22 protein-coding genes and 1 pseudogene are annotated in these 21,742 nt (G+C 66.2%); 12 read left to right on the forward strand and 11 right to left on the reverse strand.

From position 1 onward, the window contains the following. Positions 1-39: 39 nt before the first annotated feature. The 6 genes and pseudogenes from D6M19_RS11245 to D6M19_RS11270 form a co-directional block, all read right to left on the reverse strand. Complete coding sequence (locus tag D6M19_RS11245; protein ID WP_123025309.1) at positions 40-618, reverse strand: suppressor of fused domain protein; 579 nt, start codon at positions 616-618, stop codon at positions 40-42. After that, the gene (locus D6M19_RS11250; RefSeq protein WP_123025310.1) at positions 615-1,874 is read right to left on the reverse strand and encodes an ABC transporter ATP-binding protein; all 1,260 of its coding nucleotides are present in this window, start codon (positions 1,872-1,874) and stop codon (positions 615-617) included. Before D6M19_RS11250 ends, D6M19_RS11245 begins: the two co-directional genes overlap by 4 nt. A 4-nt stretch (positions 1,875-1,878) precedes the next feature. Next, positions 1,879-2,714, reverse strand: a pseudogene (locus D6M19_RS11255) (carbohydrate ABC transporter permease). Beyond that, positions 2,714-3,634, reverse strand: a complete 921-nt coding sequence (locus tag D6M19_RS11260; protein WP_123025311.1) for a carbohydrate ABC transporter permease — start codon at positions 3,632-3,634, stop codon at positions 2,714-2,716. The pseudogene D6M19_RS11255 and the gene D6M19_RS11260 overlap by 1 nt, the downstream one beginning before the upstream one ends. Continuing rightward, a complete protein-coding gene (locus tag D6M19_RS11265; RefSeq protein ID WP_123025494.1) occupies positions 3,631-5,028 on the reverse strand; it encodes an ABC transporter substrate-binding protein in 1,398 nt (465 codons plus the stop codon). The genes D6M19_RS11260 and D6M19_RS11265 overlap by 4 nt, the downstream gene beginning before the upstream one ends. A gap of 134 nt (positions 5,029-5,162) precedes the next feature. Beyond that, complete coding sequence (locus tag D6M19_RS11270; protein WP_123025312.1) at positions 5,163-5,690, reverse strand: YflT domain-containing protein; 528 nt, start codon at positions 5,688-5,690, stop codon at positions 5,163-5,165. 128 nt (positions 5,691-5,818) lie between these two features. On the opposite strand from D6M19_RS11270, the gene D6M19_RS11275 reads away from it, so the two are divergent. Both D6M19_RS11275 and D6M19_RS11280 read left to right on the forward strand, forming a co-directional pair. Continuing rightward, a complete protein-coding gene (locus D6M19_RS11275) occupies positions 5,819-6,619 on the forward strand; it encodes a DUF4190 domain-containing protein (RefSeq protein ID WP_123025313.1) in 801 nt (266 codons plus the stop codon). A 1-nt stretch (position 6,620) separates the two neighbouring features. Next, positions 6,621-7,091, forward strand: coding sequence for a DUF4190 domain-containing protein (locus D6M19_RS11280; RefSeq protein WP_123025314.1), 471 nt, complete (start codon positions 6,621-6,623; stop codon positions 7,089-7,091). A 10-nt stretch (positions 7,092-7,101) separates the two neighbouring features. Here D6M19_RS11280 and D6M19_RS11285 read toward each other — a convergent pair whose 3' ends face one another. Next, positions 7,102-8,058, reverse strand: coding sequence for an HpcH/HpaI aldolase/citrate lyase family protein (locus D6M19_RS11285; protein WP_123025315.1), 957 nt, complete (start codon positions 8,056-8,058; stop codon positions 7,102-7,104). Positions 8,059-8,083: 25 nt separating this feature from the next. On the opposite strand from D6M19_RS11285, the gene D6M19_RS11290 reads away from it, so the two are divergent. The 5 genes from D6M19_RS11290 (at position 8,084) to D6M19_RS11310 (ending at position 13,550) form a co-directional block, all read left to right on the forward strand. Next, positions 8,084-9,379, forward strand: coding sequence for a magnesium transporter MgtE N-terminal domain-containing protein (locus D6M19_RS11290; RefSeq protein WP_123025316.1), 1,296 nt, complete (start codon positions 8,084-8,086; stop codon positions 9,377-9,379). Positions 9,380-9,440: 61 nt separating this feature from the next. Further along, a complete protein-coding gene (locus D6M19_RS11295; RefSeq protein ID WP_123025317.1) occupies positions 9,441-10,013 on the forward strand; it encodes a DUF1003 domain-containing protein in 573 nt (190 codons plus the stop codon). 144 nt (positions 10,014-10,157) lie between these two features. Beyond that, positions 10,158-11,447 (forward strand): lytic transglycosylase domain-containing protein, encoded by a 1,290-nt coding sequence (locus D6M19_RS11300; protein WP_123025495.1) that lies wholly within the window; start codon positions 10,158-10,160, stop codon positions 11,445-11,447. Between the two features lie 57 nt (positions 11,448-11,504). Beyond that, positions 11,505-12,644 carry an Mrp/NBP35 family ATP-binding protein gene (locus tag D6M19_RS11305; RefSeq protein WP_123025318.1) on the forward strand — a complete coding sequence of 380 codons (1,140 nt, stop codon included), beginning with the start codon at positions 11,505-11,507 and terminating at the stop codon, positions 12,642-12,644. 72 nt (positions 12,645-12,716) lie between these two features. Next, positions 12,717-13,550: a hypothetical protein gene (locus tag D6M19_RS11310; protein WP_123025319.1), complete on the forward strand. Its 834-nt coding sequence runs from the start codon at positions 12,717-12,719 to the stop codon at positions 13,548-13,550. On the opposite strand, the gene tatB is transcribed toward D6M19_RS11310, so the two are convergent. The 4 genes from tatB to sigE form a co-directional block, all read right to left on the reverse strand. Next, positions 13,547-13,948 carry a Sec-independent protein translocase protein TatB gene (tatB, locus tag D6M19_RS11315; RefSeq protein ID WP_123025320.1) on the reverse strand — a complete coding sequence of 134 codons (402 nt, stop codon included), beginning with the start codon at positions 13,946-13,948 and terminating at the stop codon, positions 13,547-13,549. The genes D6M19_RS11310 and tatB overlap by 4 nt on opposite strands. Continuing rightward, on the reverse strand, positions 13,948-15,441 hold the full coding sequence (gene htrA, locus D6M19_RS11320; RefSeq protein ID WP_123025321.1) for a serine protease HtrA: 1,494 nt from the start codon (positions 15,439-15,441) through the stop codon (positions 13,948-13,950). The genes tatB and htrA overlap by 1 nt, the downstream gene beginning before the upstream one ends. A 69-nt stretch (positions 15,442-15,510) precedes the next feature. Then, positions 15,511-15,906, reverse strand: a complete 396-nt coding sequence (gene rseA / locus D6M19_RS11325) for an anti-sigma E factor RseA (RefSeq protein ID WP_123025322.1) — start codon at positions 15,904-15,906, stop codon at positions 15,511-15,513. Positions 15,907-15,995: 89 nt separating this feature from the next. Further along, the gene (gene sigE / locus D6M19_RS11330; RefSeq protein ID WP_123025323.1) at positions 15,996-16,760 is read right to left on the reverse strand and encodes an RNA polymerase sigma factor SigE; all 765 of its coding nucleotides are present in this window, start codon (positions 16,758-16,760) and stop codon (positions 15,996-15,998) included. A 189-nt stretch (positions 16,761-16,949) separates the two neighbouring features. Here sigE and D6M19_RS11335 point away from each other — a divergent pair, with 189 nt between their 5' ends. From D6M19_RS11335 to D6M19_RS11355, 5 genes are all read left to right on the forward strand, one after another. Next, entirely contained in the window at positions 16,950-17,630 is a 681-nt protein-coding gene (locus tag D6M19_RS11335) for an O-methyltransferase (RefSeq protein ID WP_123025496.1), read from the forward strand. A gap of 188 nt (positions 17,631-17,818) precedes the next feature. Beyond that, positions 17,819-18,505 (forward strand): TetR/AcrR family transcriptional regulator, encoded by a 687-nt coding sequence (locus tag D6M19_RS11340; RefSeq protein WP_123025324.1) that lies wholly within the window; start codon positions 17,819-17,821, stop codon positions 18,503-18,505. Continuing rightward, complete coding sequence (locus D6M19_RS11345) at positions 18,477-19,415, forward strand: ABC transporter ATP-binding protein (protein ID WP_123025325.1); 939 nt, start codon at positions 18,477-18,479, stop codon at positions 19,413-19,415. The genes D6M19_RS11340 and D6M19_RS11345 overlap by 29 nt, the downstream gene beginning before the upstream one ends. After that, positions 19,412-21,034: an ABC transporter permease gene (locus tag D6M19_RS11350; protein ID WP_123025326.1), complete on the forward strand. Its 1,623-nt coding sequence runs from the start codon at positions 19,412-19,414 to the stop codon at positions 21,032-21,034. The genes D6M19_RS11345 and D6M19_RS11350 overlap by 4 nt, the downstream gene beginning before the upstream one ends. A 31-nt stretch (positions 21,035-21,065) precedes the next feature. Then, positions 21,066-21,740, forward strand: coding sequence for a methyltransferase family protein (locus D6M19_RS11355; protein WP_407665323.1), 675 nt, complete (start codon positions 21,066-21,068; stop codon positions 21,738-21,740). Positions 21,741-21,742 lie beyond the last annotated feature (2 nt).

Below are 21,742 nucleotides of genomic sequence, written 5' to 3' on the forward strand. Positions count from 1 at the left end.
TCGCGAACGGAATTCCGGTAGGCCTCTTCTCGGGCGGATTCAGCTCGGCGCCGACGCGGGCCGCCCCGGGTCGAGCACGTCGACGCCATCGGTCCGCCACGCCTCCCGCATCGCTTCGGCGCCCTTGAGGCGGACCCAGGCCGCCTCCGTCGGGGTGATCGGAGTCGCCGACAGCACTGTCACCGGATCGAGTGGCGCGGGTAGCGCGATATCGCCGATCTCGGAGCGGTCCAACAGGAATGCGGTGAACGGCGCACCCTCCCACAGCGGTGAGCCGAGATCGACAAGCGAATCGGGAACCAGGACCAGCCCCTCCACGGCGGGCGCGGCGGCCAGCACCGCCACGCTGCGGGCCAGTCCCGACGGCGTTGGCCCGCGCAGTGAAACCGCCACTTCCGCGCGGGGGCCGCGCACCGGGTCTGCGGCGAGCTCTGCCGGGTCGGTCATCGGTTCGCGTGAACACCCAAGCGACACATAGTGAATGACGCCGCGGCCGTCGGGTCCGAACCGCAACACATCGAAGGACTGCGTGCCAAGAAACGTCACGCTCGCGGCGTCGGGTTCCCGGTCGAAGTGCGCGCTCAGCCGGGCGCGGACCTCCGCCAGGACATCGGTCACTCCGCGCCAGGCGCGGTCTGCTCTTCGGCGTCCGAAGGCGACGATGGTGGTGGCGGCGGTGGCGGGGCAGCCTGCTCGTCGCGCGCGCCCGCAGGCGGGATGGAGAGGTTTGCTCCGGTGTCGGCGTCGAAGATCACCATTTTTGTGGTATCCAGCGCAAGCTCGATCGTCTGACCAGGCGTCACCTTCGACTCGGTGGAAACCCTTGCCACGAACTCGTTTTCGCCGATACCCGACTCGGCGGCCAGCTCCGCGAGCTGCTGCGCCCGAGCACCGGCACCCTCGGCGGTGAAATGGACGTACTTGTCTGCGCCGAGCGATTCGACGAAGTCCGCCGTCACCTCGAACGTCAACGCACGGATCCGCGCATACGTATCGATCAGCGAAGCGTCCTCGAGATGCTCGGGCCGGATACCAACGATCACGTTGGGTGGGGTGTTGTGCTTGGCGAGCAGGTCGTGCACCTCTTGGGTCAGCGTGACGTCGCCGAACGGCAGTCGGACGCCGACATCGGTCATCGTGGCCGGGAAGAAGTTCATCGCAGGCGATCCGATGAAACCCGCGACGAAAAGATTGGCCGGCCTGGCGTACAGCTCCTCGGGTGTGCCGATCTGCTGCGCCTCCCCCGCGCGAAGCACGACGACGCGATCCCCGAGCGTCATCGCTTCGGTCTGGTCGTGTGTCACGTAAACCGTTGTGGTGCCCAACCGGTTCTGCAGGCGAGCGATCTCCGAACGCATCTGCACGCGAAGCTTGGCGTCCAGATTGGACAGGGGCTCGTCCATCAGGAAGGCCTTGGGATCGCGCACGATCGCCCGGCCCATCGCGACACGCTGGCGCTGACCGCCCGACAACTGGCCAGGCTTGCGGTCCAGCAACTCGGTGAGATCGAGAATTCTCGCGGTTTCCTCGACCTTTGATGCGACTTCGGCCTTCTTCACCTTGGCCAGGGTCAACGGGAAGGCGATGTTCTGCCGGACCGTCATATGTGGGTACAGCGCGTAGGACTGGAAAACCATCGCGATATCGCGATCCTTGGGAGCCTTTTCGTTGACCCGCTCGCCGGCGATCCGAAGCTCGCCTGACGAGATCTCTTCCAGCCCCGCAATCATGTTGAGCGTGGTGGACTTTCCGCATCCAGACGGGCCGACCAGGATGATGAACTCGCCGTCGGCGATGGTCATCGACAGATCCTTCACGGCCGTGGCGCCGTCGGGGTAACTCTTTGTCACCCGATCCAACACAATCTCGGCCATCGAACTACCCCTTCACCGCACCGGACGTCAATCCAGCGACGATCCGACGCTGGAAGATTAGAACAAAGATAACGATCGGAATCGTGATCACCATGGCGCCCGCCGCGATCGACCCGGTCGGCTCCTCGAATTGCGAACTGCCGGTGAAGTTCGCGATGGCCACCGGCGCCGTGATGGCACGCTGCGTGGCCGTCAACGACAAGGCGAGCAGCAGGTCGTTCCACGCGAAGATGAACACCAGGATGGCCGCCGTGACGATTCCCGGCGCCGCCAGCGGGGCGATCACTTTGCGGAACGCCTGAGCCGGTGTCGCACCGTCCATCTTGGCCGCCTTCTCCAGATCCCACGGGATCTCGCGGAAGAACGCCGACAGCGTGTAGATGGCCAGCGGCAGCGCGAACGTGATGTAGGGGATGATCAGGCCCGGCCAAGTGTCGAAGAGGCCGATGCTGCGCCACAAGTTGAAAATCGGTGTCACCAGCGAGATTTGCGGAAACATGGCGATCAACAGCGCGACACCGACCAGCAACCGCTTACCGGGAAGCTCAGTCGGGCGACAGCGTATGCGGCCATACCGCCGATGACCACCGCGATGACGGTGGTGATGAGGCCGATCCCGATCGAGTTGATCAGCGCTGAACTGAAGGCATTGCCCGAGAAGATGCCCTTGTAGTTGTCGAAGGTGATCTCCGACGGAATCAGCTTGCCGTCCTTGACCGTTGACGTCGGCTTCAGCGACAGGCTGAGGATCCACAGCACCGGGAACAGCGCATAGATGACGACCAGGATGTTGACGACGGTCCAGCCCGTCGCCCTGCCCGCACCGACCCGTTCAGTCATCAGCGCCTCTCCTCATCCGATCCTGGGGCCGACGCGCCGAAGATCGTGATGTAGATGAACGCGATCACCGCCACGGACAGGAAGATCAGCACACTGATCGCCGAACCCAGCCCGAGGTTGAACGCCTTGAACAGGTTGTCGTAGCCCAGGATTGACACCGATCCGGTGCTGTTGGCACCTCCGGTGAGCACGTAGATGTTGTCGAAGATCCGGAACGCGTCGAGGGTGCGGAATAGCAGCGCGACCAGGATCGCCGGTTTGATCAGCGGCAGAATGATTTTGACCAGCCGTTTCCACGCACCTGCACCGTCGACCTGCGCGGCGTTCAGCAGGTCCTGCGGCACCAGCGCCAGCCCGGCGAGCAGGAGCAGCGCCATGAAGGGCGTGGTCTTCCACACTTCGGCGAGGATCACTATCGCCAGCGAGGGCAGCTGTTCAGTCAGCGGGGCGCTACCCTCCGGCAGCAGGTTGGCCAGATAACCGGTGCCGGGAGTCCACGCGTAATACCAGCTGTACGAGGCGGCTACGGTCACGATGCCGTAGGGAATGAGCACCGCGGTGCGCACGACGCCCCTGCCGAAGATGGTCCGGTGCATCACCAGCGCCAGCACCATTCCGAGCACGAACTCGATCGCCACCGATATGACGGTGATCGCCAGCGTCACGATGAACGCGGTCCACCAGTACCGGTCCGTCAGCACGGTCTGATAATTGGCGAACCCGACGAACGCCGTGTCGTCGGGCGCGGCCAGGTTGTAGCGCTGCAGGCTCAACCACACCGCATAACCGATCGGGTAGGCGGTAACAGCCAGCATCAGGATCACGGCAGGCAAGATCAACAGGTAGGCAAGGCGGCGATCGGACTTGCTGTCGTCGCTACCGCCCGCCGTTTTCGCCGGTGCCTGCACGGTGGCCGTCACGGGATCAGCCCCTTGCCGTCGATGGCCTTTTGGACCTGCTCTGTCAGCTCATCGGCCATCTTGTCCGGCTCGATGTCGGTGACCGGCGCAAGCGTGGCCGAGATGCGGGTGGACACCGCCTGGTAGACCGGTGTTGCCGGCCGCACGGCGGCGTTGGTGAGCTGCTGTCGGATGATCGCGTACTGCGGGTACTTCTTCTGGAACGCCGGATCGTCATAGAGCGACGTCCGAACCGCTGGCAGCCCGCCCTCGACCGACGTGTACCGCTGGTTCTCCACATTGCGCAGGCACCGGATTGCCTCGAACGCCTCCGCCCTGTGCTGGGTTGTGCGGGCCACCGCCAGGTTGAGCCCGCCCAGCGTCACCTTGGCGTCCTGGCCCGGTTGCACCCCTGGATACGGCGCGAACCCGAACACCTTCTTGCTGGCAACGTATGCAGCCTCGAACTGTTCGTCGCTCGGCGAGAAGGTGCCGACGTCGTTGATGCTGCCTGCCAGCGCGGGATCCTTGTCGAGCGGCAGGAAACCGACTCCGCCCTTGACGGCGTTCTCCAGCATCGAGGGCAGTACGAACGGCCAGTTCACCTCGAGCGCGGCTTTGCCCTGCTCCAGTGCCAGGCGCGCGGTGCCTTCGTCGGTCTGGGTGATCGACGGGTCCGCGCCAGGCGCGGTGGCCACGGACTTCATGATCTGCAACGCCTTGACGGTCGCTGCGCGATGCTCGGGAGTGTCGGTCAGCGTGACGGTCTTGCCGTCATCGGAAAGCACCTGGCCGCCTGCGCTTTCCAGCAGGGTGTTGAACCACACCACCAGGCCCTCATACTGCTTGGCCTGCAACGCGATCCAGCTCGGCTTGTCCTCGGCGTGCAGGCGTGTCGCCTCTCCCACCATGCCGTCCCATGTGGTCGGCGGTTCGCTCATCAAATCGGCCCGGTACCAGAGCAATTGGGTGTTGGTGGTGATCGGGGCGGCATACAGTTTGTCCTGCCACTTCGCCGTCTCCAGCGGGCCGGGCAGTGTGTTGCTGGTGGCGTCGCCCTCGGCCTGGCCGGCCGGGTCGTCGGAAAGCGGCAATGCCCAACCCGCTTCGGCGAACTCGGCTGTCCACACGACATCGAGTGCCATCAAGTCGAGTGTCTTGTCGTTGCCCGTCAGCCGCCGGGCCAGTTGCAGGCGCTGGGCGTCGGCCTCTTTCGGCAAGCTGATCTGCTGGATCGTGAAGCGGCCGGCCAACTCCTCGTTGCACCGCTTGGCGACGGCGGTGAAGGTCGCCATCTCGCTCGCCGGTGTGTAGTAGTTGATGACAATTCCGCCGCCGCCCGAACTGCATGCCGTCACCACGGATGCCGTCGTCGCGGCCGCCAATGCCGCTGCACACAGTCGACGTGCGCGCACCACCCGCCTCCAGTCCGCGGGGGAATCGCCCGCGCCAGAACCGTAGAGCCAGGTGCGCGTGATTTGCAACACTTCCTGCGGCGCGTCGGCAGCCGCAGCACGATCGTGACCTGCGGCAGCGCCCGTTTTCGACGCTAGATGGTCAAGCGCGCCAGCAGATCCCGGCCCTTCTCGGCGCCCTGCGGGTCACACAGCACGTCGTAACGGCCCGCGACGAGTTGCATCGTGGAGCTGAAATCTCTTGTGCCGCGAGCCATCGCGTATGGGATCGCCGAGGTGATCAACCCGAAGAAAACGCCGGCGACGAGGCCGGTGATGAGCGACGCCCACGGGTTCTCGCTGAAGAAGCCCAGGATCAACCCGATGAACAGGCCCAGCCAGGCACCGGTGATCACGCCGCCGCCGAGCACCTTAGGCCAGGTCAGGCGACCCGTAACCCGCTCGACCTGCATCAGGTCAACGCCGACGATCGTCACCTGCTGGACCGGGAACTCCTGATCGGAGAGGTAATCCACCGCACGTTGCGCCTCGGCGTAGGTCGGATACGAGCCGATCGGCCAGCCCTTGGGAGGCGTCGGCAGCGCGGCGGGCCCGCGTGTCGCGGATGTCGGTGCACCAGGCGTCACGCCGGGGGTTTGTCCGGGCTGGAAGGGACTGGTCATCGAACCTCATTCTCCTTTATTCGCGCCGAGATTTCTTTCGGCCACACACGCTCAACGCTCCGGCGCGGGCGATGGTGCCCAGCAGCCACTCCGACGACGGGTACCAGCACATACGCTAGGTTGACAGCATGACAAATCCGGGCGCGGAGTCCTCCGAAACGCCAGCATCCGACCCCAGTTCAGGCTCGTCGGAGCCGACATCCGGTGGCTACGAGGCACCGTCGATCGAGCAGTCGCAGCAGCACGAGGAGCAGCCCGCGCCGCAGCCCGCCACGGAGCAATTCACCCCACCGGCCGCGCCCACCGAGCAGTATTTCCCGCCGGCCGCGCCCACCGAGCAGTACACCCCGCCCGGATACGCCACGCCGTCGACCGGTTACGCCCCGCCGTCGACCGGTTACCAAGCACCGCCGACCTATCAACCGCCCACCGACTATCAGCAAGGCGGCTATCCGCCACCCGGTTACCCGCCATCGCCCGCCTACCCGCCGCCGCCCAGTTACCCGACGCCGGACCCGCAGCAGCCTGGCTATCCGCCGCAGTACCCCGACCCGTCGGCCTTCGGTGGGCAGCCGGGCTACGGGGCCCCGGGCTATCCGCCTCCACCGCCGTCCTACGGCGCAGCGCCGGGCTATCCGCCGCCGCCGTCGTCGTACCAGCCGGGCGGCTACCAGGGATACGGCGCGGGCTATGGACAGCCGCCGCAGGCCGAGACCAACCAGATGGCGATCTGGTCACTGGTGGCCTCGCTGATCGGACTCCTGTGCGGGATCGGTGCAATCGTCGGGATCGTGCTGGGCGTGGTCGCGCTCAACCAGATCAAGGAGAGCCGTCAGGGCGGCCACGGGCTGGCGGTGGCGGGCATCGCCGTCGGAGTCGCATCGCTGATCATCAGCATCATCTGGACCGTGTTCGCGCTCAGCGGGTGACATGAACACGCCTCAAGACCAGCCGTTCCGCGGTGCCGAATTCCCGCCGTTGGAGCAGTCGGCACCACAGCCGGATCCGTATGCGCCCGTCGACTATCCGACGGGTTACCCGCCGTTGCCGCCGCCGGTCTACCCGCAGGGCGCCGGGTATCCGCCGCCCGGGTATCCGCCCGCGTATCCGGGATATCACCCGTATGACCCGTATCGGCCTGCCGCGCCGCTTGGCACCAACGGAAAGGCCATCGCATCGTTGGTCACCGCGCTGGCCGGCCTGATGTTCTGCGGGCTGCCGTCGATCGCGGGTCTGATCCTTGGCATCATCGCGATGCGCGAATGTCGACGCACCGGCCAGGACGGTTACGGTCTCGCGCTGGCGGGCACCATCGTCGGTGGACTGATCACCGCACTGATAGTGCTCTACTTCGTCTTCGTTATCGGAATCGCCGCATCTGGATGGCAGTGGGCGCCATAGGTTTTCACGCCTAGGTCGGGGGCTGGAAAGGCTCGGCGTTCCTCGTCATGCCTGCCGCGCGGCCCTTACCCGCAATCACCAAAGCCATCTTGCGGCTGGCCTCGTCGATCATCTCTTCGCCGAGCATCACCGCGCCGCGCGCACCGCCCTCGCGCGAGGTATGCCATTCATAGGCCTCGAGAATCAGCTCCGCGTGGTCGTAGTCGTCCTGACGGGGACTGAAAATCTCGTTGCCCGCGGCGATCTGGTCCGGGTGCAGCACCCACTTGCCGTCATAGCCCAGCGCCGCCGACCGGCCCGCCACCCGCCGGAACGCATCAACGTCGCGCACTTTCAGATACGGGCCGTCGATCGCGAGCACGCCGTTGGCGCGCGCGGCGATCAGGATCCGCATCAGCACGTGGTGATGCGCGTCGCCGACGTCATACCCCTCGGGCTGCTCGCCCACCTCGAGCGTGCGCATGTTCAGGCTGGCCGCCATATCCGCAGGGCCGAGCACCAGCGCCTGCACCCGCGGTGCCGCCGCGATCGCATCGATATTCGTCAGCCCCTGCGCGTTCTCGATCTGCGCCTCGACGCCGATCCGGCCGACCGGAAGGCCGTGCGTCGTCTCCAACTGGCTCAGCAGCAGATCGAGCGCGGTGATGTGGGATACGTCGGTGACCTTCGGCAGCACGATGACATCGAGTGACGCGCCTGCGGTGGACACCACCTCGATGGTGTCGCTGTGGGTCCACGGCGTCGTCCAGTCGTTGACCCGTACCCCGCGCAGCTGTCCGGCCCAGCCCGATTCGGCCAGTGCCCTTGCCGCCTGGGTGCGTGCCTGTCCTTTGGCTTCCGGTGCGACGGCATCCTCCAAGTCGAGGAACACCTCGTCAGCGGGCAGGGTTTTCGCCTTCTCGATCATCTTGGCGCTGCTGCCGGGAACCGAAAGGATCGTTCGGCGGGGTCGATACCGGTTTTCCACAACCACACTCTCTACCCTTTGAGTCATGGCGGCGGTGAACAGGGTCTACGTAGCCCGACTTGCGGGAATGGTGGTCTTGGGCCCCGACGGCGAGTCCATCGGTCGTGTCCGCGACGTGGTGATCAGCATCAGCATCGTCCGCCAGCAACCCAGGGTTCTCGGACTCGTCGTCGAACTGCTCACCCGCCGACGCATCTTCGTGCCCATCGGGCGGGTCACCGCGATCGATCCCAGCGCCGTCACGCTGATCACGGCCAATGTCTCGTTGCGCAAATTTTCGCAGCGGCCCGGCGAGGTGCTGGTGCTCGGCCAGGTGGTCGAGACCCGCGTCCGTGTCGACGATCCCGACCTGCCGGAACTCGACGGGGTTGACGTCGTCGTGATCGATCTGGGCATTCAGCAGTCACGGACCCGCGACTGGCTGGTCACCAAGGTCGCCGTGCGGCCGCTGGGGCGCCGGCTGGGCCGCCGCAGGAACATCGACATCGTCGACTGGCAGCGGGTGCACGGCTTGACGCCGTCTGGGCTGGCGATGCCCGGGCAGGGCGTGGCCCAGCTGCTGGAACAATTCCAGGGGCAGCGCCCGATCGAGGTGGCCGAGGCGATCCGCGAGCTGCCGGAGAAACGTCGATTCGAGTTGGTCAGAGCCCTCGACGACGAACGGCTCGCCGACGTGTTGCAGGAGCTGCCCGAAGAGGAGCAGGCCAACATGCTGCGCCAGCTGGAGCCGGAACGGGCGGCCGATGTGCTCGAGGCGATGGATCCCGACGATGCGGCCGATCTGCTTGGCACGATGACCCCTGCCGATGCCGAGCTGTTCCTGCGCCGGATGGATCCAGAGGATTCCGAAGACGTGCGTCGCCTGCTTGCTCACTCGCCCGACACCGCAGGCGGTTTGATGACCTCCGAGCCGATCGCGATCGCGCCGGACACCACCGTCGCCGAGGCGCTGGCCCGCGTGCGCGACCCCGATCTCACCCCGGCGCTGGCCTCGCTGGTCATCGTGGTGCGGCCACCGACGTCGACGCCGACCGGCCGCTACCTCGGTTGTGTTCACCTGCAGCGGCTTCTCCGTGAGCCGCCCGCCGCTCTGGTCGGCGGCATCCTCGACACCGACCTGCCCTATCTGGGCCCCGAGGACCCGCTGACTGCCGTCACCCGGTACTTCGCTGCCTACAATCTGGTCTGCGGGCCGGTGGTAGACGACGAAAACCACCTGTTGGGCGCGGTATCCGTCGATGACGTGCTCGACCATCTGCTGCCCGACGACTGGCGCGAGCGCGAGGAACCTGAAATGTCGAGCACCGAGGGCGGCACATGAGCGAAGCTTGCGAGCGAATCATCAGCCCTGAATGTGGCGGCCTCGCTTGCGAGGGCGGCACATGAGCGAACTGACTGCGCGCCAGCGTCTCGACACCCCGCGCGCGTCACCGCGCCGATTCTCGTTCACCGTCGACGCCGAGACCGTCGGCCAATTCAGTGAATCCATCGCCCGATTCCTCGGCACCGGGCGCTTCCTGCTGTGGCAGACGATCCTCGTCGCCGTCTGGATCTCCCTGAACTTGTTCGCGGTCAAGCTGCGCTGGGATCCCTACCCGTTCATCCTGCTCAACCTGGCCTTCTCGACGCAGGCCGCTTACGCGGCGCCACTGATCCTGCTGGCCCAGAACCGGCAGGAGAACCGCGACCGCGTGTCGCTGGAAGAGGATCGTCGCCGGGCCGAACAGACCAAGGCCGACACCGAGTACCTGGCGCGCGAGCTCGCCGCGCTGCGGCTGGCTGTCGGCGAGGTCGCCACCCGCGACTACCTGCGCCGCGAACTCGACGAGCTGCGCGACATCCTGAACGAATTGCGGCCGACGGGATCCGCCGACGGCGACAGCGACAGCGCTGGCACGGGCACGGGCGCCGGCAAATCCCATACCAGCGAACGTCGAGCCAAAAAGCTCAGTTAACCCAGGCCAAGCATTGTTGTAACACGCCTGCGGCCGACTAGGTATGGTGACTTGGTTCACAAGCCAACTCGAACCTAGGACAGTTGAGTGCACGTAGGGCGAGGGACCGCTCTCGCGGCAGTGCGCAGCCGCGCTGCGCGGGTGATGCGCTCACCCGCGCTGGGCATTGTCGCCATCACCCCCATCGTCTTCGCCGGAGCGGTCGGCGCCTCGCCGACGACGGCGGCACCCATTCGCGATGCCGCGGTGACACCGTTGGCGGCCGTCGCCCTGTCGAACATCGATCCGTCCGGCCCCTCGGTCGTGGCGGCCACCAAGACACCGACGGCGTTCCACATTGCCTCCACCACCAACATCTCCGGCCCGCCACCCGCTGTGGTGGTGAGTTCGCCTGGCACGCTTCGCATTCCGATGATCGCCCTGAACGCGTATCAGAACGCCGAGCGAATGATGGCCGCTTCGTACCCGGGCTGTGGTATCAGCTGGAACCTGCTCGCAGGCATCGGGCGAATCGAGTCGATGCACGCCAACGCGGGCGCAACCGATGCGTCAGGCTCCGCGGTGCGGCCCATCTACGGGCCCTCGCTGGACGGCACATTGCCCGGCAACGAGGTCATCGAGCTCAGTCGAAGCACCAACCGGGTCACCTACGCAAGGGCGATCGGTCCGATGCAGTTCCTGCCTGGCACCTGGTCGCGTTACGCCTCCGACGGCAACGGCGACGGCAAGGCCGACGTGCAGAACGTGTTCGACGCCAGCCTGGCCGCGGCCCGCTACCTGTGCAGCGGCGGGCTGAACCTGCGCGATCAGTCGCAGGTGATGACCGCAATCCTGCGCTACAACAACTCGATGGCGTACGCACAGAACGTGCTGGGCTGGGCGGCCGCCTATGCGACCGGGGTCGTGCCGGTGGACCTGCCTCCGATCACCGGGCCGATTCCGCCGATCGCCGATATGCACCTGGACAACTACCAGGGCCTTGGACCCGGCTTGCCGATGAACGTGCTCGGCCTGCCCGCCGACGATCCGCTCGCGATGGTCCCGTTGGTCAGCATGGGCCGCACCGACGTCGCAGGCCAGATGATGTTCGGGCCACTTCCTGGGCCGGCGCCGGAGGCAGGAATGCCGGGGATGCCCGGGATGACCATGCCGGGACCCGCACAGGGGCTGCCGCCGGGGATGGTGCCGCCGGAGCAGAACTGCGCGGTGTTCTGCATCGGCACCAATCCGCCTGCTGCGGTGCAGCCACAGCTGCCACCTGAGGCGCTGCCCCCTGGCGTGATCCCGCCGCCCGCTGCGCCGCCCGAGCTCGCTCCAGGCCCGGCCGCCGAACTCGCGCCACCACCGCCGCCGCCTGCCGGTGCTCCTCTGGAGCCGGTTCCCCCGCTGCTCGGTCCGCAGGGCGTGGGGCCTGCGCCTGGCCCGCCCGCCTGACCGGAGTCCCGCCCGCGCGCGAATCCGCCCGGATGACGCCGCCTACACTCGGCGGTGATGTCAGAACGTCCTGAGCTTCAGACCGCGGTCCGCGCCGCGCTTGCCAAAGTGATCGACCCCGAGTTGCGGAGGCCGATCACCGAACTCGGCATGGTCAAGAGCGTCGACGTGGACGCCGACGGCGGCGTGCATGTCGAGATCTATCTGACCACTGCGGCGTGCCCGAAGAAGGCCGAGATCTCCGAGAAGGTCACCGCGGCGGTCGCCGACGTGCCTGGCACGGGTGGCGTCAAGGTGAGCCTCGACGTGATGAACGACGAGCAGCGCACCGAACTGCGCAAGCAATTGCGCGGCGACGCCCGCGAACCCGTCATCCCGTTCGCCCAGCCCGGCTCGCTGACACGGGTGTATGCGGTGGCGTCCGGCAAGGGCGGGGTCGGTAAGTCCAGCGTGACGGTGAATCTCGCGGCGGCGATGGCGACCCGCGGGCTGTCGGTCGGCGTGCTCGACGCCGATATCTACGGGCATTCGATTCCGCGGATGATGGGCACCGACGAACGCCCCACCCAGGTCGAGTCGATGATCCTCCCGCCGATCGCCCACGACGTGCGGGTGATCTCGATCGCCCAGTTCACTTCGGGCAATACGCCGGTGGTGTGGCGCGGGCCGATGTTGCACCGAGCACTTCAGCAGTTCCTGGCCGACGTGTATTGGGGCGATCTGGATGTGCTGCTGCTCGATCTGCCGCCGGGCACAGGCGATATCGCGATCTCGGTGGCGCAGTTGATCCCCGGGGCCGAGATTCTCGTGGTGACGACACCGCAACTGGCGGCGGCCGAAGTCGCCGAACGGGCAGGCGCGATCGCGCTGCAAACCCGTCAACGCATCGTCGGCGTGGTGGAGAACATGTCGGGGCTGGTACTGCCCGACGGCACGACGATGCAGGTGTTCGGTGAGGGCGGCGGTCGCCAAGTCGCGGAGCGGCTGACGACGGCTGTCGGCGCTGACGTGCCGCTGCTCGGCCAGGTGCCGCTGGATCCCGCGCTCGTCACCGCAGGCGACTCCGGGGTACCGCTGGTGCTGAGCGCACCGGATTCGGCTGCGGGCAAGGAGTTACGGAGCATCGCCGACGCGATCTCGAGCCGCAAGCGCGGGCTCGCAGGCATGTCGCTTGGCCTCGACCCCGCCGGTCGCTGACAACATCATCCGCGAAACGACAATCCGGGCGGCCCCTACTCGAAGTTCCGCTGCTGGAATACAGTTTCGCGGATGGATTCTGAACAAGTCATCCGAATTGCGCTGACGGTCGTCACGCCGATTCTGACGGCGGGTATCGGGATCGTCGCGCTGGTGATCGGCGACTGGCGTGAACGCAGAACGCAAGCCGGACGGCGCAAGCTTTCGTTCGAAGATGCCAGCAGGCAGGTGGAGTTCGCCGCTGACTGGTTCAAGGCCAGCAAGGAGATAGCACCGCACGCCGAAGCGGAAGCCGCCGCCCGAGCGCAGGCCTGGCTCGATGAGGCGACCGAACTCATCACCGAGACCAAGCCACCGCCGCCCGAGGAAGAGAGGCGGTCGGTCACCGTCCGCCGGCTATTGCTGGCCTACCCGATGCAGCGTCGTGGCGCCCGAGTGCTGCGCGGCTTCTACTACTTTTTCCTCGGCATGGTGATTTTCCAGATTTCCGGGGCGCTGGCCGCCGCCTTCGGCAGGACGGACACACTCGGCGTTCCCAATTACTTCAGCGGTGGATTGATCTACGCCGACCTGCTCGGCATCGTCTTGTACACCCTCATCGCGATGGGCTTCCGGTTCTGGTCGCTGCGCGCCGAAGAATCACGAGCGCCCGCGCCGCGAGACCGAATGACGATCCGGCGCGCGTTGTTGTTCTATCGATTCACCGGGTCTCGGGCGAAGCTTGCCCGTTTCGTCTTCCACCTTTGGGTGCTGTTCACCATCATCGTCGTCGTGGCGACGGTGGTGAGCAGTGTCGACGACCCGAGGACGTTGCCGTCCAACCTCATCGCGATGCTCGGGTGGCTCGGCTGGGCGGCGGGCATGCGATATTGGGCCGTCTCACGCGACGAACGGGCGAGGGCCTAGGTCGCGTCGGTGTCGAACGGTGTCGCGAGCGGCTTGGTCGCAGGCGGCGGCGGCGGCGTCGGCTCCTGGGGGGCAGGCTGGACGGCGGGCTTGTTGGCTGTCTCGTCAAACCTGCCGGTGAAGATCGAATCGTCGCCGTCGAGAAGGTGTTTGGTCAACGCCGCGCGCGGCGTCATCCCGCGCAACTTTTGAAGCTCGCTCAACGGCTCGCGGAGGTCGTCGAACTCGGGGCCGAGGTCGTCACGCAGTTGCTTGGTGGCCCCGCTGACGTAGTCGCGCGCCTGGCGCAGCGTGCCGGACGTCCAGCGGATGGCGCCGGGTAGCCGCTCGGGCCCGAGGATCACCAGACCGGCGATCACCAGGACCAGCATCTCGCCCCAGCCGACGTTGGCGAACATTACGTGCTGTTGTCTGAACCGGGGTTCACGGTCAGCGTCATGTGACGACCATCGCGGACCACCTCGATCGGGGCGTCCTGACCGATCTTCAACAGCCGCACCGCGACTACGAATTCATCGGCATCGGCGACCGTACGGTCACCGACCTTGACGACCACGTCGTTCTCCAGGATGCCCGCCTTCTCTGCGGGGCCGCCCGCTTTGACGTTTGCCACCTGTGCACCCGACGCGAGATCGTTGCTCACCGAACGGGCGGTCAGCCCCAGCGTCGGGTGGGCGATCTTGCCGTCCTTGATCAGGGCGTCGACGACGTTCTTCACCTCGTTGACCGGGATCGCGAAGCCCAGACCGCTTGCGCTGTCGGACAACGACTTTCCAGCCGTGTTGATGCCGATGACGTCGGAGTTCATGTTGATCAGCGGACCACCCGAGTTGCCGTGGTTGATGGCCGCGTCGGTCTGCACGCCGTCGATGACGGTGTCGGTGTCGGAGCCGTCGCCGGAGAGCGGGACGGGCCGGTGCAGCGCGCTGATGATGCCCTGGGTGACGGTGCTGCGCAGGCCGAGTGGCGCGCCAGCCGCGATGACTTCGTCACCGACATGCAGCTTGTCCGAATTACCCAGCTTCGCCACGGTCAGGTTGTCGACGTTGTCGACCTTCAGCACGGCCAGGTCGGTTTTCGGATCGCGGCCGACGAGGTTGGCAGGCACTGACTTGCCGTCGTTGAACACCACCGACAACTTGTACTGGCTTGGGTTGGTTGCGGCCTCGGAGATCACGTGGTTGTTGGTAACGATGTAGCCGCGGCCGTCGACGACGACGCCGGACCCCTGCGCGCCTTCGTTGTCGCCGACCGCTTCGATGGTTACCACCGAATCAGCCACGGAGGCGGCGACTTTCGCGAAGCGACCTTCGGGTTGTTCGGAGTTGCCGTCGGTGTGCAGCGTCACCTTCGACGTGGTGAACGCCTCGACGACCTCGGCGGTCTTACGCCCGACCCAGCCGCCGGCCAAACCGATGACCAGGGCGACGATCGCCAGCACGGCAAGCGCGACATAGGACACTCGGCCGCCGAAGAGGACGTCGCGGACGCCGAGCTTGCCGACGTCCGCGGCGGCGGGTGCGGGTAGCGGCGTCGGCACTGCCGGGGTACCGAGCGCGGCCGCCGCATTCGGATCCCGCCACGGATCGTCGGGCTCTTCCGGCTTGTTCCTGTCCCGCTCGGCTTCCAGCGCGCCGATATCTGCGGGATGGCGTTGCAGTGAGTCGCCGCTGCCGTTCGGCCGTCCGAACGCCTCGTTGAGGACGGGATCGGGCGCCTGATTGGTCGGTGTGTACTCACCCTGATCGGGCTGGCCGTCGACGCCGACGAAGGAGCCGTCGACGCCATGGGGCCTGCCGAATGCCCGGGTGGTGGACGGGTCGACAGGTGGGCGTGAGACAGGGCGGGGCGCGACCCGGTGGCTACCTTCGGACTGGTCCTGCTTGGTCACCCGCGTATCACTCTCTGTTTGGTCGCCGCTATTCGCCGGCGCGCGTCGATGCTTGGTTTGTTTTACACACTACCGGCGCTTGCGCCGGCCGCGGATCGAGCCATCAGCAAAGTCGGTCTGGTTATCTTCGGGGGGCTGGACCTGCGCAGTGTCCTGTGGGATCTGCGACAGCAGTCCAAGTAGCGAACTGGGAATGGCGATAGGACGGGAGTCTCGCAATGCGGAGCGGGCCTGACGCTGGGCGTCCACCTCGGCGGCGCACTGCGGGCACATCGAAAGGTGGTGCGCGGCGCGCAGGTGCGCGGTCATCCGTAGTTCACCGTCGGCGAAGGCGGCGACCGCCTCGGTGGACAGGTGCTCGGTTGAGCCGAACTGACGTGGCCCTACCGGCGCATCGCTTTGCGAGGCGAACTGGGCGGGCAGCCAGGAGAACGCACGACGGAACACATGCCCTGGATCGGCCATCACCCCGCTCCTCTCGGCCCATCATCTTCGCGATAGACGGTGCTTCTTTGAATGTAGCGCGGGAAGCTGCACCCGACACCCGGGAACGGTCAGGCTGACTGGGCCGTGTCGGCCGAGTGGAGTGCCAGATAGTCCCTCAGCGCCTGTCGACCACGGTGGATCCGGCTGCGCACGGTTCCCAGCTTCACGTCGAGCGTTGCGCCGATTTCCTCGTAGGACAGACCTTCGATGTCGCACAGCACCACCGCCGCGCGGAACTCCGGCGCCAGCGAATCGAGGGCGGCCTGCAGGTCAGGGCCGAGCCGCGAGTCGTGGTAGATCTGCTCCGGGTTGGGTTCGTCGGCAGGCACCCGGTCGTAGTCCTCGGGCAGCGCTTCCATGCGGATGCGGCCACGCCTGCGGACCATGTCCAGGAACAGGTTGGTGGTGATGCGGTGCAGCCAGCCCTCGAACGTGCCGGGCTGGTAATTCTGCACGGACCGGAAGACGCGGATGAAGGTCTCCTGGGTCAGATCCTCGGCGTCGTGCTGGTTGCCCGACAACCGATAGGCCAGGCGGTACACCCGGTCGGCGTGCTGACGCACCAGTTCATCCCATGACGGCATGGTGGAGTGGTCACCGGTGGCGTCGAAGACCGCGGTGCCCTGTGGCTCTTCGGAAGGCTCAACCCACTCCCCGTCGGTGTACTGCTCGAGATGGGACATCGACACAGGGGTCAGATGGGGGGCCGTTGTGGTTGTGGTCGTCGGATCCTCCAGATCACAGCGTTCACCGCTTACCGGGAACGCGACATCGTTGGCAACACGACGATCGATTTGGTTATTCCCAGAGCGCCAGCGTCCGCCGTGTTCCATGCGGTTACCGTCCCCGACCGTCGTGTGGTTGGCATATGAGGCGACTGAACTTTCCCTGAGAAACCTGATTGTTACCCATCTCACGCTCGTTTTAACCAGGGCAAATCAAACGAGTTCCACGCGATTTCGGCGTCGTGGAGCGGGCGTGTCGCGGTGGTGGCGCAATGGCCACCGCTCTACGCTGCGGGCATGGCCGATGATCCGACGAGCCAGCCGCAGCCCAGCCGCGCCGAGTCCGTCGTCAATCACGCCGAAAATTCGATCTCCGAGGATGCCATCGTGGCCGCCGCGCGCGACCGCGCCGTCGAGACCGGGGCCGGCGCCGTCACCCCCGCCGTTGGCGCCCTGCTCAGCGTGCTGGCCAAGCTCAGCGGCGCGAAGACAGTCGTCGAGGTAGGTACCGGAGCCGGTGTCAGCGGGCTGTGGCTGCTTTCCGGAATGCGCGCCGACGGTGTGCTGACGACGATCGACGTCGAGCCCGAGCACCAGCGGCTCGCCAAGCAGGCGTTCAGCGAGGCGGGCATCGGGCCGTCGCGGACCAGACTGATCAGCGGGCGGGCCCAGGAAGTCCTCACCCGGCTGGCCGACGAGTCCTACGACCTGGTGTTCATCGATGCCGAGCCGGCCGACCAGCCCGACTTCGTGGTCGAAGGGGTGCGGTTGCTGCGGCCCGGCGGTGCGATCGTCGTGCACCGGGCGGCGCTTGGCGGGCGGGCCGGCGACGCCAAGGCCCACGATGCCGAGGTCACCGCCGTCCGTGAGGCCGCACGGCTGATCGCCGAGGACGAGCGCCTGACGCCGGTGCTGGTGCCGCTGGGCGACGGGCTGCTGGCCGCCGCGCGCGACTGGCCGTCACCCGACGACGCCTAGCTGTTCACTCGCGAGCTGGGCCCACCTTCTCCCGCGCCTTCCCTCGCGAGCAGACGCAAAAGTCCCCTTTTGGAGCGCTTTTCGGGTACTTATGCGTCTGCTCGCGAGGGAGAAGTGGCGGCATTTTTACGGAACCTTGACGGTTATCCGCTTGACGATCGGCTGAACGCGCGTTTAGCGTACTAAACATGCGTTCAGCAGACGATCTGACGGCTGTCGCAAGGATCCGCGATGCCGCGATCGACCAGGTGGGCCAGCACGGCTTCAATGTCGGGCTGCGTGCGATAGCCAAGGCGGCAGGTGTGAGCGCCGCGCTGGTCATCCACCATTTCGGATCCAAAGACGGTCTGCTGCGAGCGTGCGACGACTACATCGTCGAGCAGATTCGCCAGTCGAAATCCGAATCCCTGCGTTCTGCGGATGCGACCACCTGGTTCTCGCAGATGGCCGAGATCGAGTCGTACGCGCCGATGATGGCCTACCTGGTGCGCAGCATGCAGTCTGGTGGCGCGCTCGCCAAGACGTTCTGGCAGCGGATGATCGACAACTCCGAGGAGTATCTCGAAGAAGGCGTTCGCGCAGGCACCCTCAAACCCAGCCGCGATCCGAAAGCCAGGGCCAGGTTTCTCGGCATCAACAACGGCGGCGGCTTCCTGCTGTATCTGCAGATGCACGACAACCCAACCGATCTGCGGGCGGTGTTGCGCGACTACGCCGAGGACATGGTGCTGCCCGCGCTGGAGCTCTACTCCAACGGTTTGATGGCCGACTCGTCGATGTACGAGGCGTTTCTCGCCCAACGCGAACAAGGCATTCCGTTCACCAAATCGACTGGAGGAGGACACGATGACGACGGCGTCACTGCAACGGGCTAACACGAGCGGAACCACCCAGCCAGCTGTCGAAATCCGTGGCCTGGTCAAAACATTCGGGCAAACCAAGGCCCTCGACGGCCTCGACCTGACCGTTGCGCCGGGTGACATCAGCGGCTTTCTCGGACCTAACGGCGCGGGCAAGTCCACCACGATTCGTGTGCTGCTCGGCCTGCTGCGCGCCGAGGGCGGCACGGTGCGACTTCTCGGCGGAGACCCCTGGCGCGACGCGGTCAACCTGCACCGGCGCATCGCCTATGTGCCCGGCGACGTGACGTTGTGGCCCAACCTGACCGGCCTGCAGGCGATCGACTTCCTGGCGCGGCTGCGCGGCAAGGAGGCAGTCGACACCCGCCGGCGCGATGAGCTGATCGAGCGGTTCGAACTCGATCCGCACAAGAAGGCCCGCACCTACTCGAAGGGCAACCGGCAGAAGGTGGCCATCGTCGCGGCCTTCGCCACCAACGCCGAACTCTACATCCTCGACGAGCCCACTTCCGGCCTGGACCCGTTGATGGAGAAGGCGTTTCAGACCTGCGTCGCCGAGGTTGCCGCCCACGGCGCGGCCGTGCTGTTGTCCAGCCACATCCTTGCCGAGGTCGAGGAGTTGTGTAAAACGGTCACCATCATCCGGGCCGGCCGGGCGGTGCGGTCGGGCACGCTCGACCAGCTGCGGCACCTGATGCGGACCACAGTCAAGGTGCGCACCCACAGCGACGGCCAGAGACTTCAGTCGACGCCGTTCGTCCACGACTTCTCGATCGACGACGGCCACTACGTCTTCTCGGTCGACCGCAACGACCTGGACAACGCGATGGCGCTGCTGACCAACTTGGGGATCATCGATTTGACCGTCACGCCTGCGTCCCTGGAAGACATGTTCCTGCGCGAGTACCAGGGAGCAGGTCGATGAGCACGGCGACGCTGGCCCCGCATCCAGGAAGGCATGAAGCGCCGCCGCAGGCGTCGCGATTCACCGGTGTCGGCAGCCTGATCAGGCTGGCTCTGCGGCGTGACCGTGTGCGGCTGTCGATCTGGATCTCCACCCTGACGTTGATGATGGTGTACACGCCCAATGCCATCAAGCTCGCCTACCCCGAAGAGGCGCAGCGCGTCGCCCGGGTCAACCTGATGAAGACACCCGCCGGAATGATCTTGAGCGGCCCCATGTTCGGCGTCAACGAAACCGATCTCGGCGTGATGATGGCCAACGAGCTGATGCTCACCCTCATCATCGCAGCGTCGATCCTGTCGATTCTCACCGTGATTCGGCACACCCGCGCCGAGGAGGAAAGCGGTGCAGCCGAACTGGTGCTGTCATCCGTGGTGGGCCGCCACGCCAGGACCTATGCCGCGTTGGCCGTGGTGGGCGGCGTCAACGCGATACTCGCGGTGACCATGACGGCGGCGATGGCAGCGACCGGGTTCGGTGTCGTCGACACCGCGGCGATGTGCCTCGGAGTCACCGGTGTATCAATGGTGTTCGGCGCCGTCGCGGCGGTGACCGCACAGTTATGGCGGCAGCGACGCGCCGCAACGGGTGCGGCGATGGCCGCGCTCGCGCTTGCCGCATTGGTACGCGGGGTCGGCGACGTCATCGAGAACTCCGGCAGCGCGCTGTCCTGGTTCTCCCCCATCGCGTGGGCGCAGCAGATGCGCCCGTTCGTCGACCTGCGCTGGTGGCCGTTCGCATTGCTGGTCGTGCTCGCGGTCGGCCTCATCGTGTCGGCTTCGTTGTTGGAGAGCAGCAGGCAGTACGACGACGGCGTCGTCCCGTCCAGCGGTGAGCATCCGAACGCGCATCCCATCAGAAACGTGTTCGGCCTGCACCTGACACTGCAACGCGGTCAGACGATCGGCTGGGCCGTGGGACTGTTCCTGTCCGGCTTGGCATTCGGGTCGATGACGAAGTCGCTGCTCGATGCGGCCGAGGGTAACGAACTCCTGCAGCGCGTGCTTGCCCAGCAGGGTACGGACGGCGTGTACACCACCTTGACGCAGTTCCTTGCCGCAGGGGCCACCGCCTATGTCGTCTCCGCGGTGTTGCGCGTATGGGGCGACGAAGAGTCCGGGTTGGGCGAGGCGGTTCTGGCCGGGGCGGTGTCGCGGTGGCGGTGGCTGGTCACCGCCGTCGTAGCCACCGCCGTCGGGTCAGCGGTGCTGATGTTCTTCGCCGGTCTCGGAATGGGTCTCGGCGCGGGCATCACGATCGGCGACCCGCCGACCGTCTGGCGCCTGACGCTTGCCGCACTTGCGTTCGTCCCCGCGATGGCGGCGATGGCCGGCGTCGCCGCCCTGGCGGTCGCGCTGAAGCAGCCGTGGATCGGTTGGCTGGCAGTGACGTTCGTGGTCACCTCGCTGTACCTCGGCGCGCTGCTGCGATTGCCGCAGTGGCTGCTCGATGCGTCGCCGATCGGCCAGACAAAGGCGCCGAGTGAGTATTCGGTCATCGCGTTGACCGTCATGGTGATCGCTGCGTTAGCACTGACGTGTGTCGCAGGCGCGATCTACCGCCGTCGCGACGCCGCCTGAGGTCGCGACGCCGTCTGAAAAGGAGGAATCAGTGAAGACCACTCTTCTGATGCTCTGGTACGCAGTCTTCAGCATCGTCTTCTTCGGGGTACTGCTGTTCTGGCCCGCAGGCACGTTCGACTACTGGCAGGCTTGGGTTTTCATCGCCGTTTTCGAGGTCGGCACGATGATCCCGACGATCTATCTGGCCGTGAAGTACCCCGATGCGTTCAGACGACGCACGCGCACAGGCCCACTGGCGGAATGCCGAATGGTGCAGAAGCTCATCAATGTCGGGATCATCCTGACAACTGTGGCCGCGGGTGTCATCAGCGCTCTTGACCACCGATTCGGGTGGTCCACCGTGCCGACGGCGGTCGTCGTGGTGGGTAATGCGCTGGTCTTTGCCGGGCTTGCAGTGGCCGAAGTCGTTGTCATACAAAACAACTACGCGGCGGCGACCATCACGGTCGAAAAGGAGCAGCCGGTGGTGTCAACGGGGCTGTACAGCCTTGTCCGCCACCCGATGTACGTCGGGGCGCTGATCCTGGTCGTCGGCATGCCGCTTGCCCTCGGCTCGTATTGGGGCCTGCTGACGATGATTCCCGGCGTGCTGATCTTCGTCGCTCGCATCACCGACGAGGAGAAGGCGCTGCGCCAGGATCTCGCCGGCTACGACGAGTACATCGAGAAGGTTCACTACCGCCTGGTCCCCGGGGTGTGGTGAAC

It is taken from the genome of Mycolicibacterium stellerae, from assembly GCF_003719305.1.
Classification (GTDB): Bacteria; Actinomycetota; Actinomycetes; order Mycobacteriales; family Mycobacteriaceae; genus Mycobacterium; species Mycobacterium stellerae.

Coding starts and splice junctions, on each gene's coding strand:
- D6M19_RS11250 (WP_123025310.1), bottom strand. CDS start 1,874: ATGGCCGAGATTGTGTTGGATCGGGTGACAAAGAGTTACCCCGACGGC.
- D6M19_RS11270 (WP_123025312.1), bottom strand. CDS start 5,690: ATGACCAGTCCCTTCCAGCCCGGACAAACCCCCGGCGTGACGCCTGGT.
- D6M19_RS11275 (WP_123025313.1), top strand. CDS start 5,819: ATGACAAATCCGGGCGCGGAGTCCTCCGAAACGCCAGCATCCGACCCC.
- D6M19_RS11280 (WP_123025314.1), top strand. CDS start 6,621: ATGAACACGCCTCAAGACCAGCCGTTCCGCGGTGCCGAATTCCCGCCG.
- D6M19_RS11290 (WP_123025316.1), top strand. CDS start 8,084: ATGGCGGCGGTGAACAGGGTCTACGTAGCCCGACTTGCGGGAATGGTG.
- D6M19_RS11295 (WP_123025317.1), top strand. CDS start 9,441: ATGAGCGAACTGACTGCGCGCCAGCGTCTCGACACCCCGCGCGCGTCA.
- D6M19_RS11300 (WP_123025495.1), top strand. CDS start 10,158: ATGCGCTCACCCGCGCTGGGCATTGTCGCCATCACCCCCATCGTCTTC.
- D6M19_RS11305 (WP_123025318.1), top strand. CDS start 11,505: ATGTCAGAACGTCCTGAGCTTCAGACCGCGGTCCGCGCCGCGCTTGCC.
- D6M19_RS11310 (WP_123025319.1), top strand. CDS start 12,717: ATGGATTCTGAACAAGTCATCCGAATTGCGCTGACGGTCGTCACGCCG.
- tatB (WP_123025320.1), bottom strand. CDS start 13,948: ATGTTCGCCAACGTCGGCTGGGGCGAGATGCTGGTCCTGGTGATCGCC.
- rseA (WP_123025322.1), bottom strand. CDS start 15,906: ATGGCCGATCCAGGGCATGTGTTCCGTCGTGCGTTCTCCTGGCTGCCC.
- sigE (WP_123025323.1), bottom strand. CDS start 16,760: ATGGAACACGGCGGACGCTGGCGCTCTGGGAATAACCAAATCGATCGT.
- D6M19_RS11335 (WP_123025496.1), top strand. CDS start 16,950: ATGGCCGATGATCCGACGAGCCAGCCGCAGCCCAGCCGCGCCGAGTCC.
- D6M19_RS11340 (WP_123025324.1), top strand. CDS start 17,819: ATGCGTTCAGCAGACGATCTGACGGCTGTCGCAAGGATCCGCGATGCC.
- D6M19_RS11345 (WP_123025325.1), top strand. CDS start 18,477: ATGACGACGGCGTCACTGCAACGGGCTAACACGAGCGGAACCACCCAG.
- D6M19_RS11350 (WP_123025326.1), top strand. CDS start 19,412: ATGAGCACGGCGACGCTGGCCCCGCATCCAGGAAGGCATGAAGCGCCG.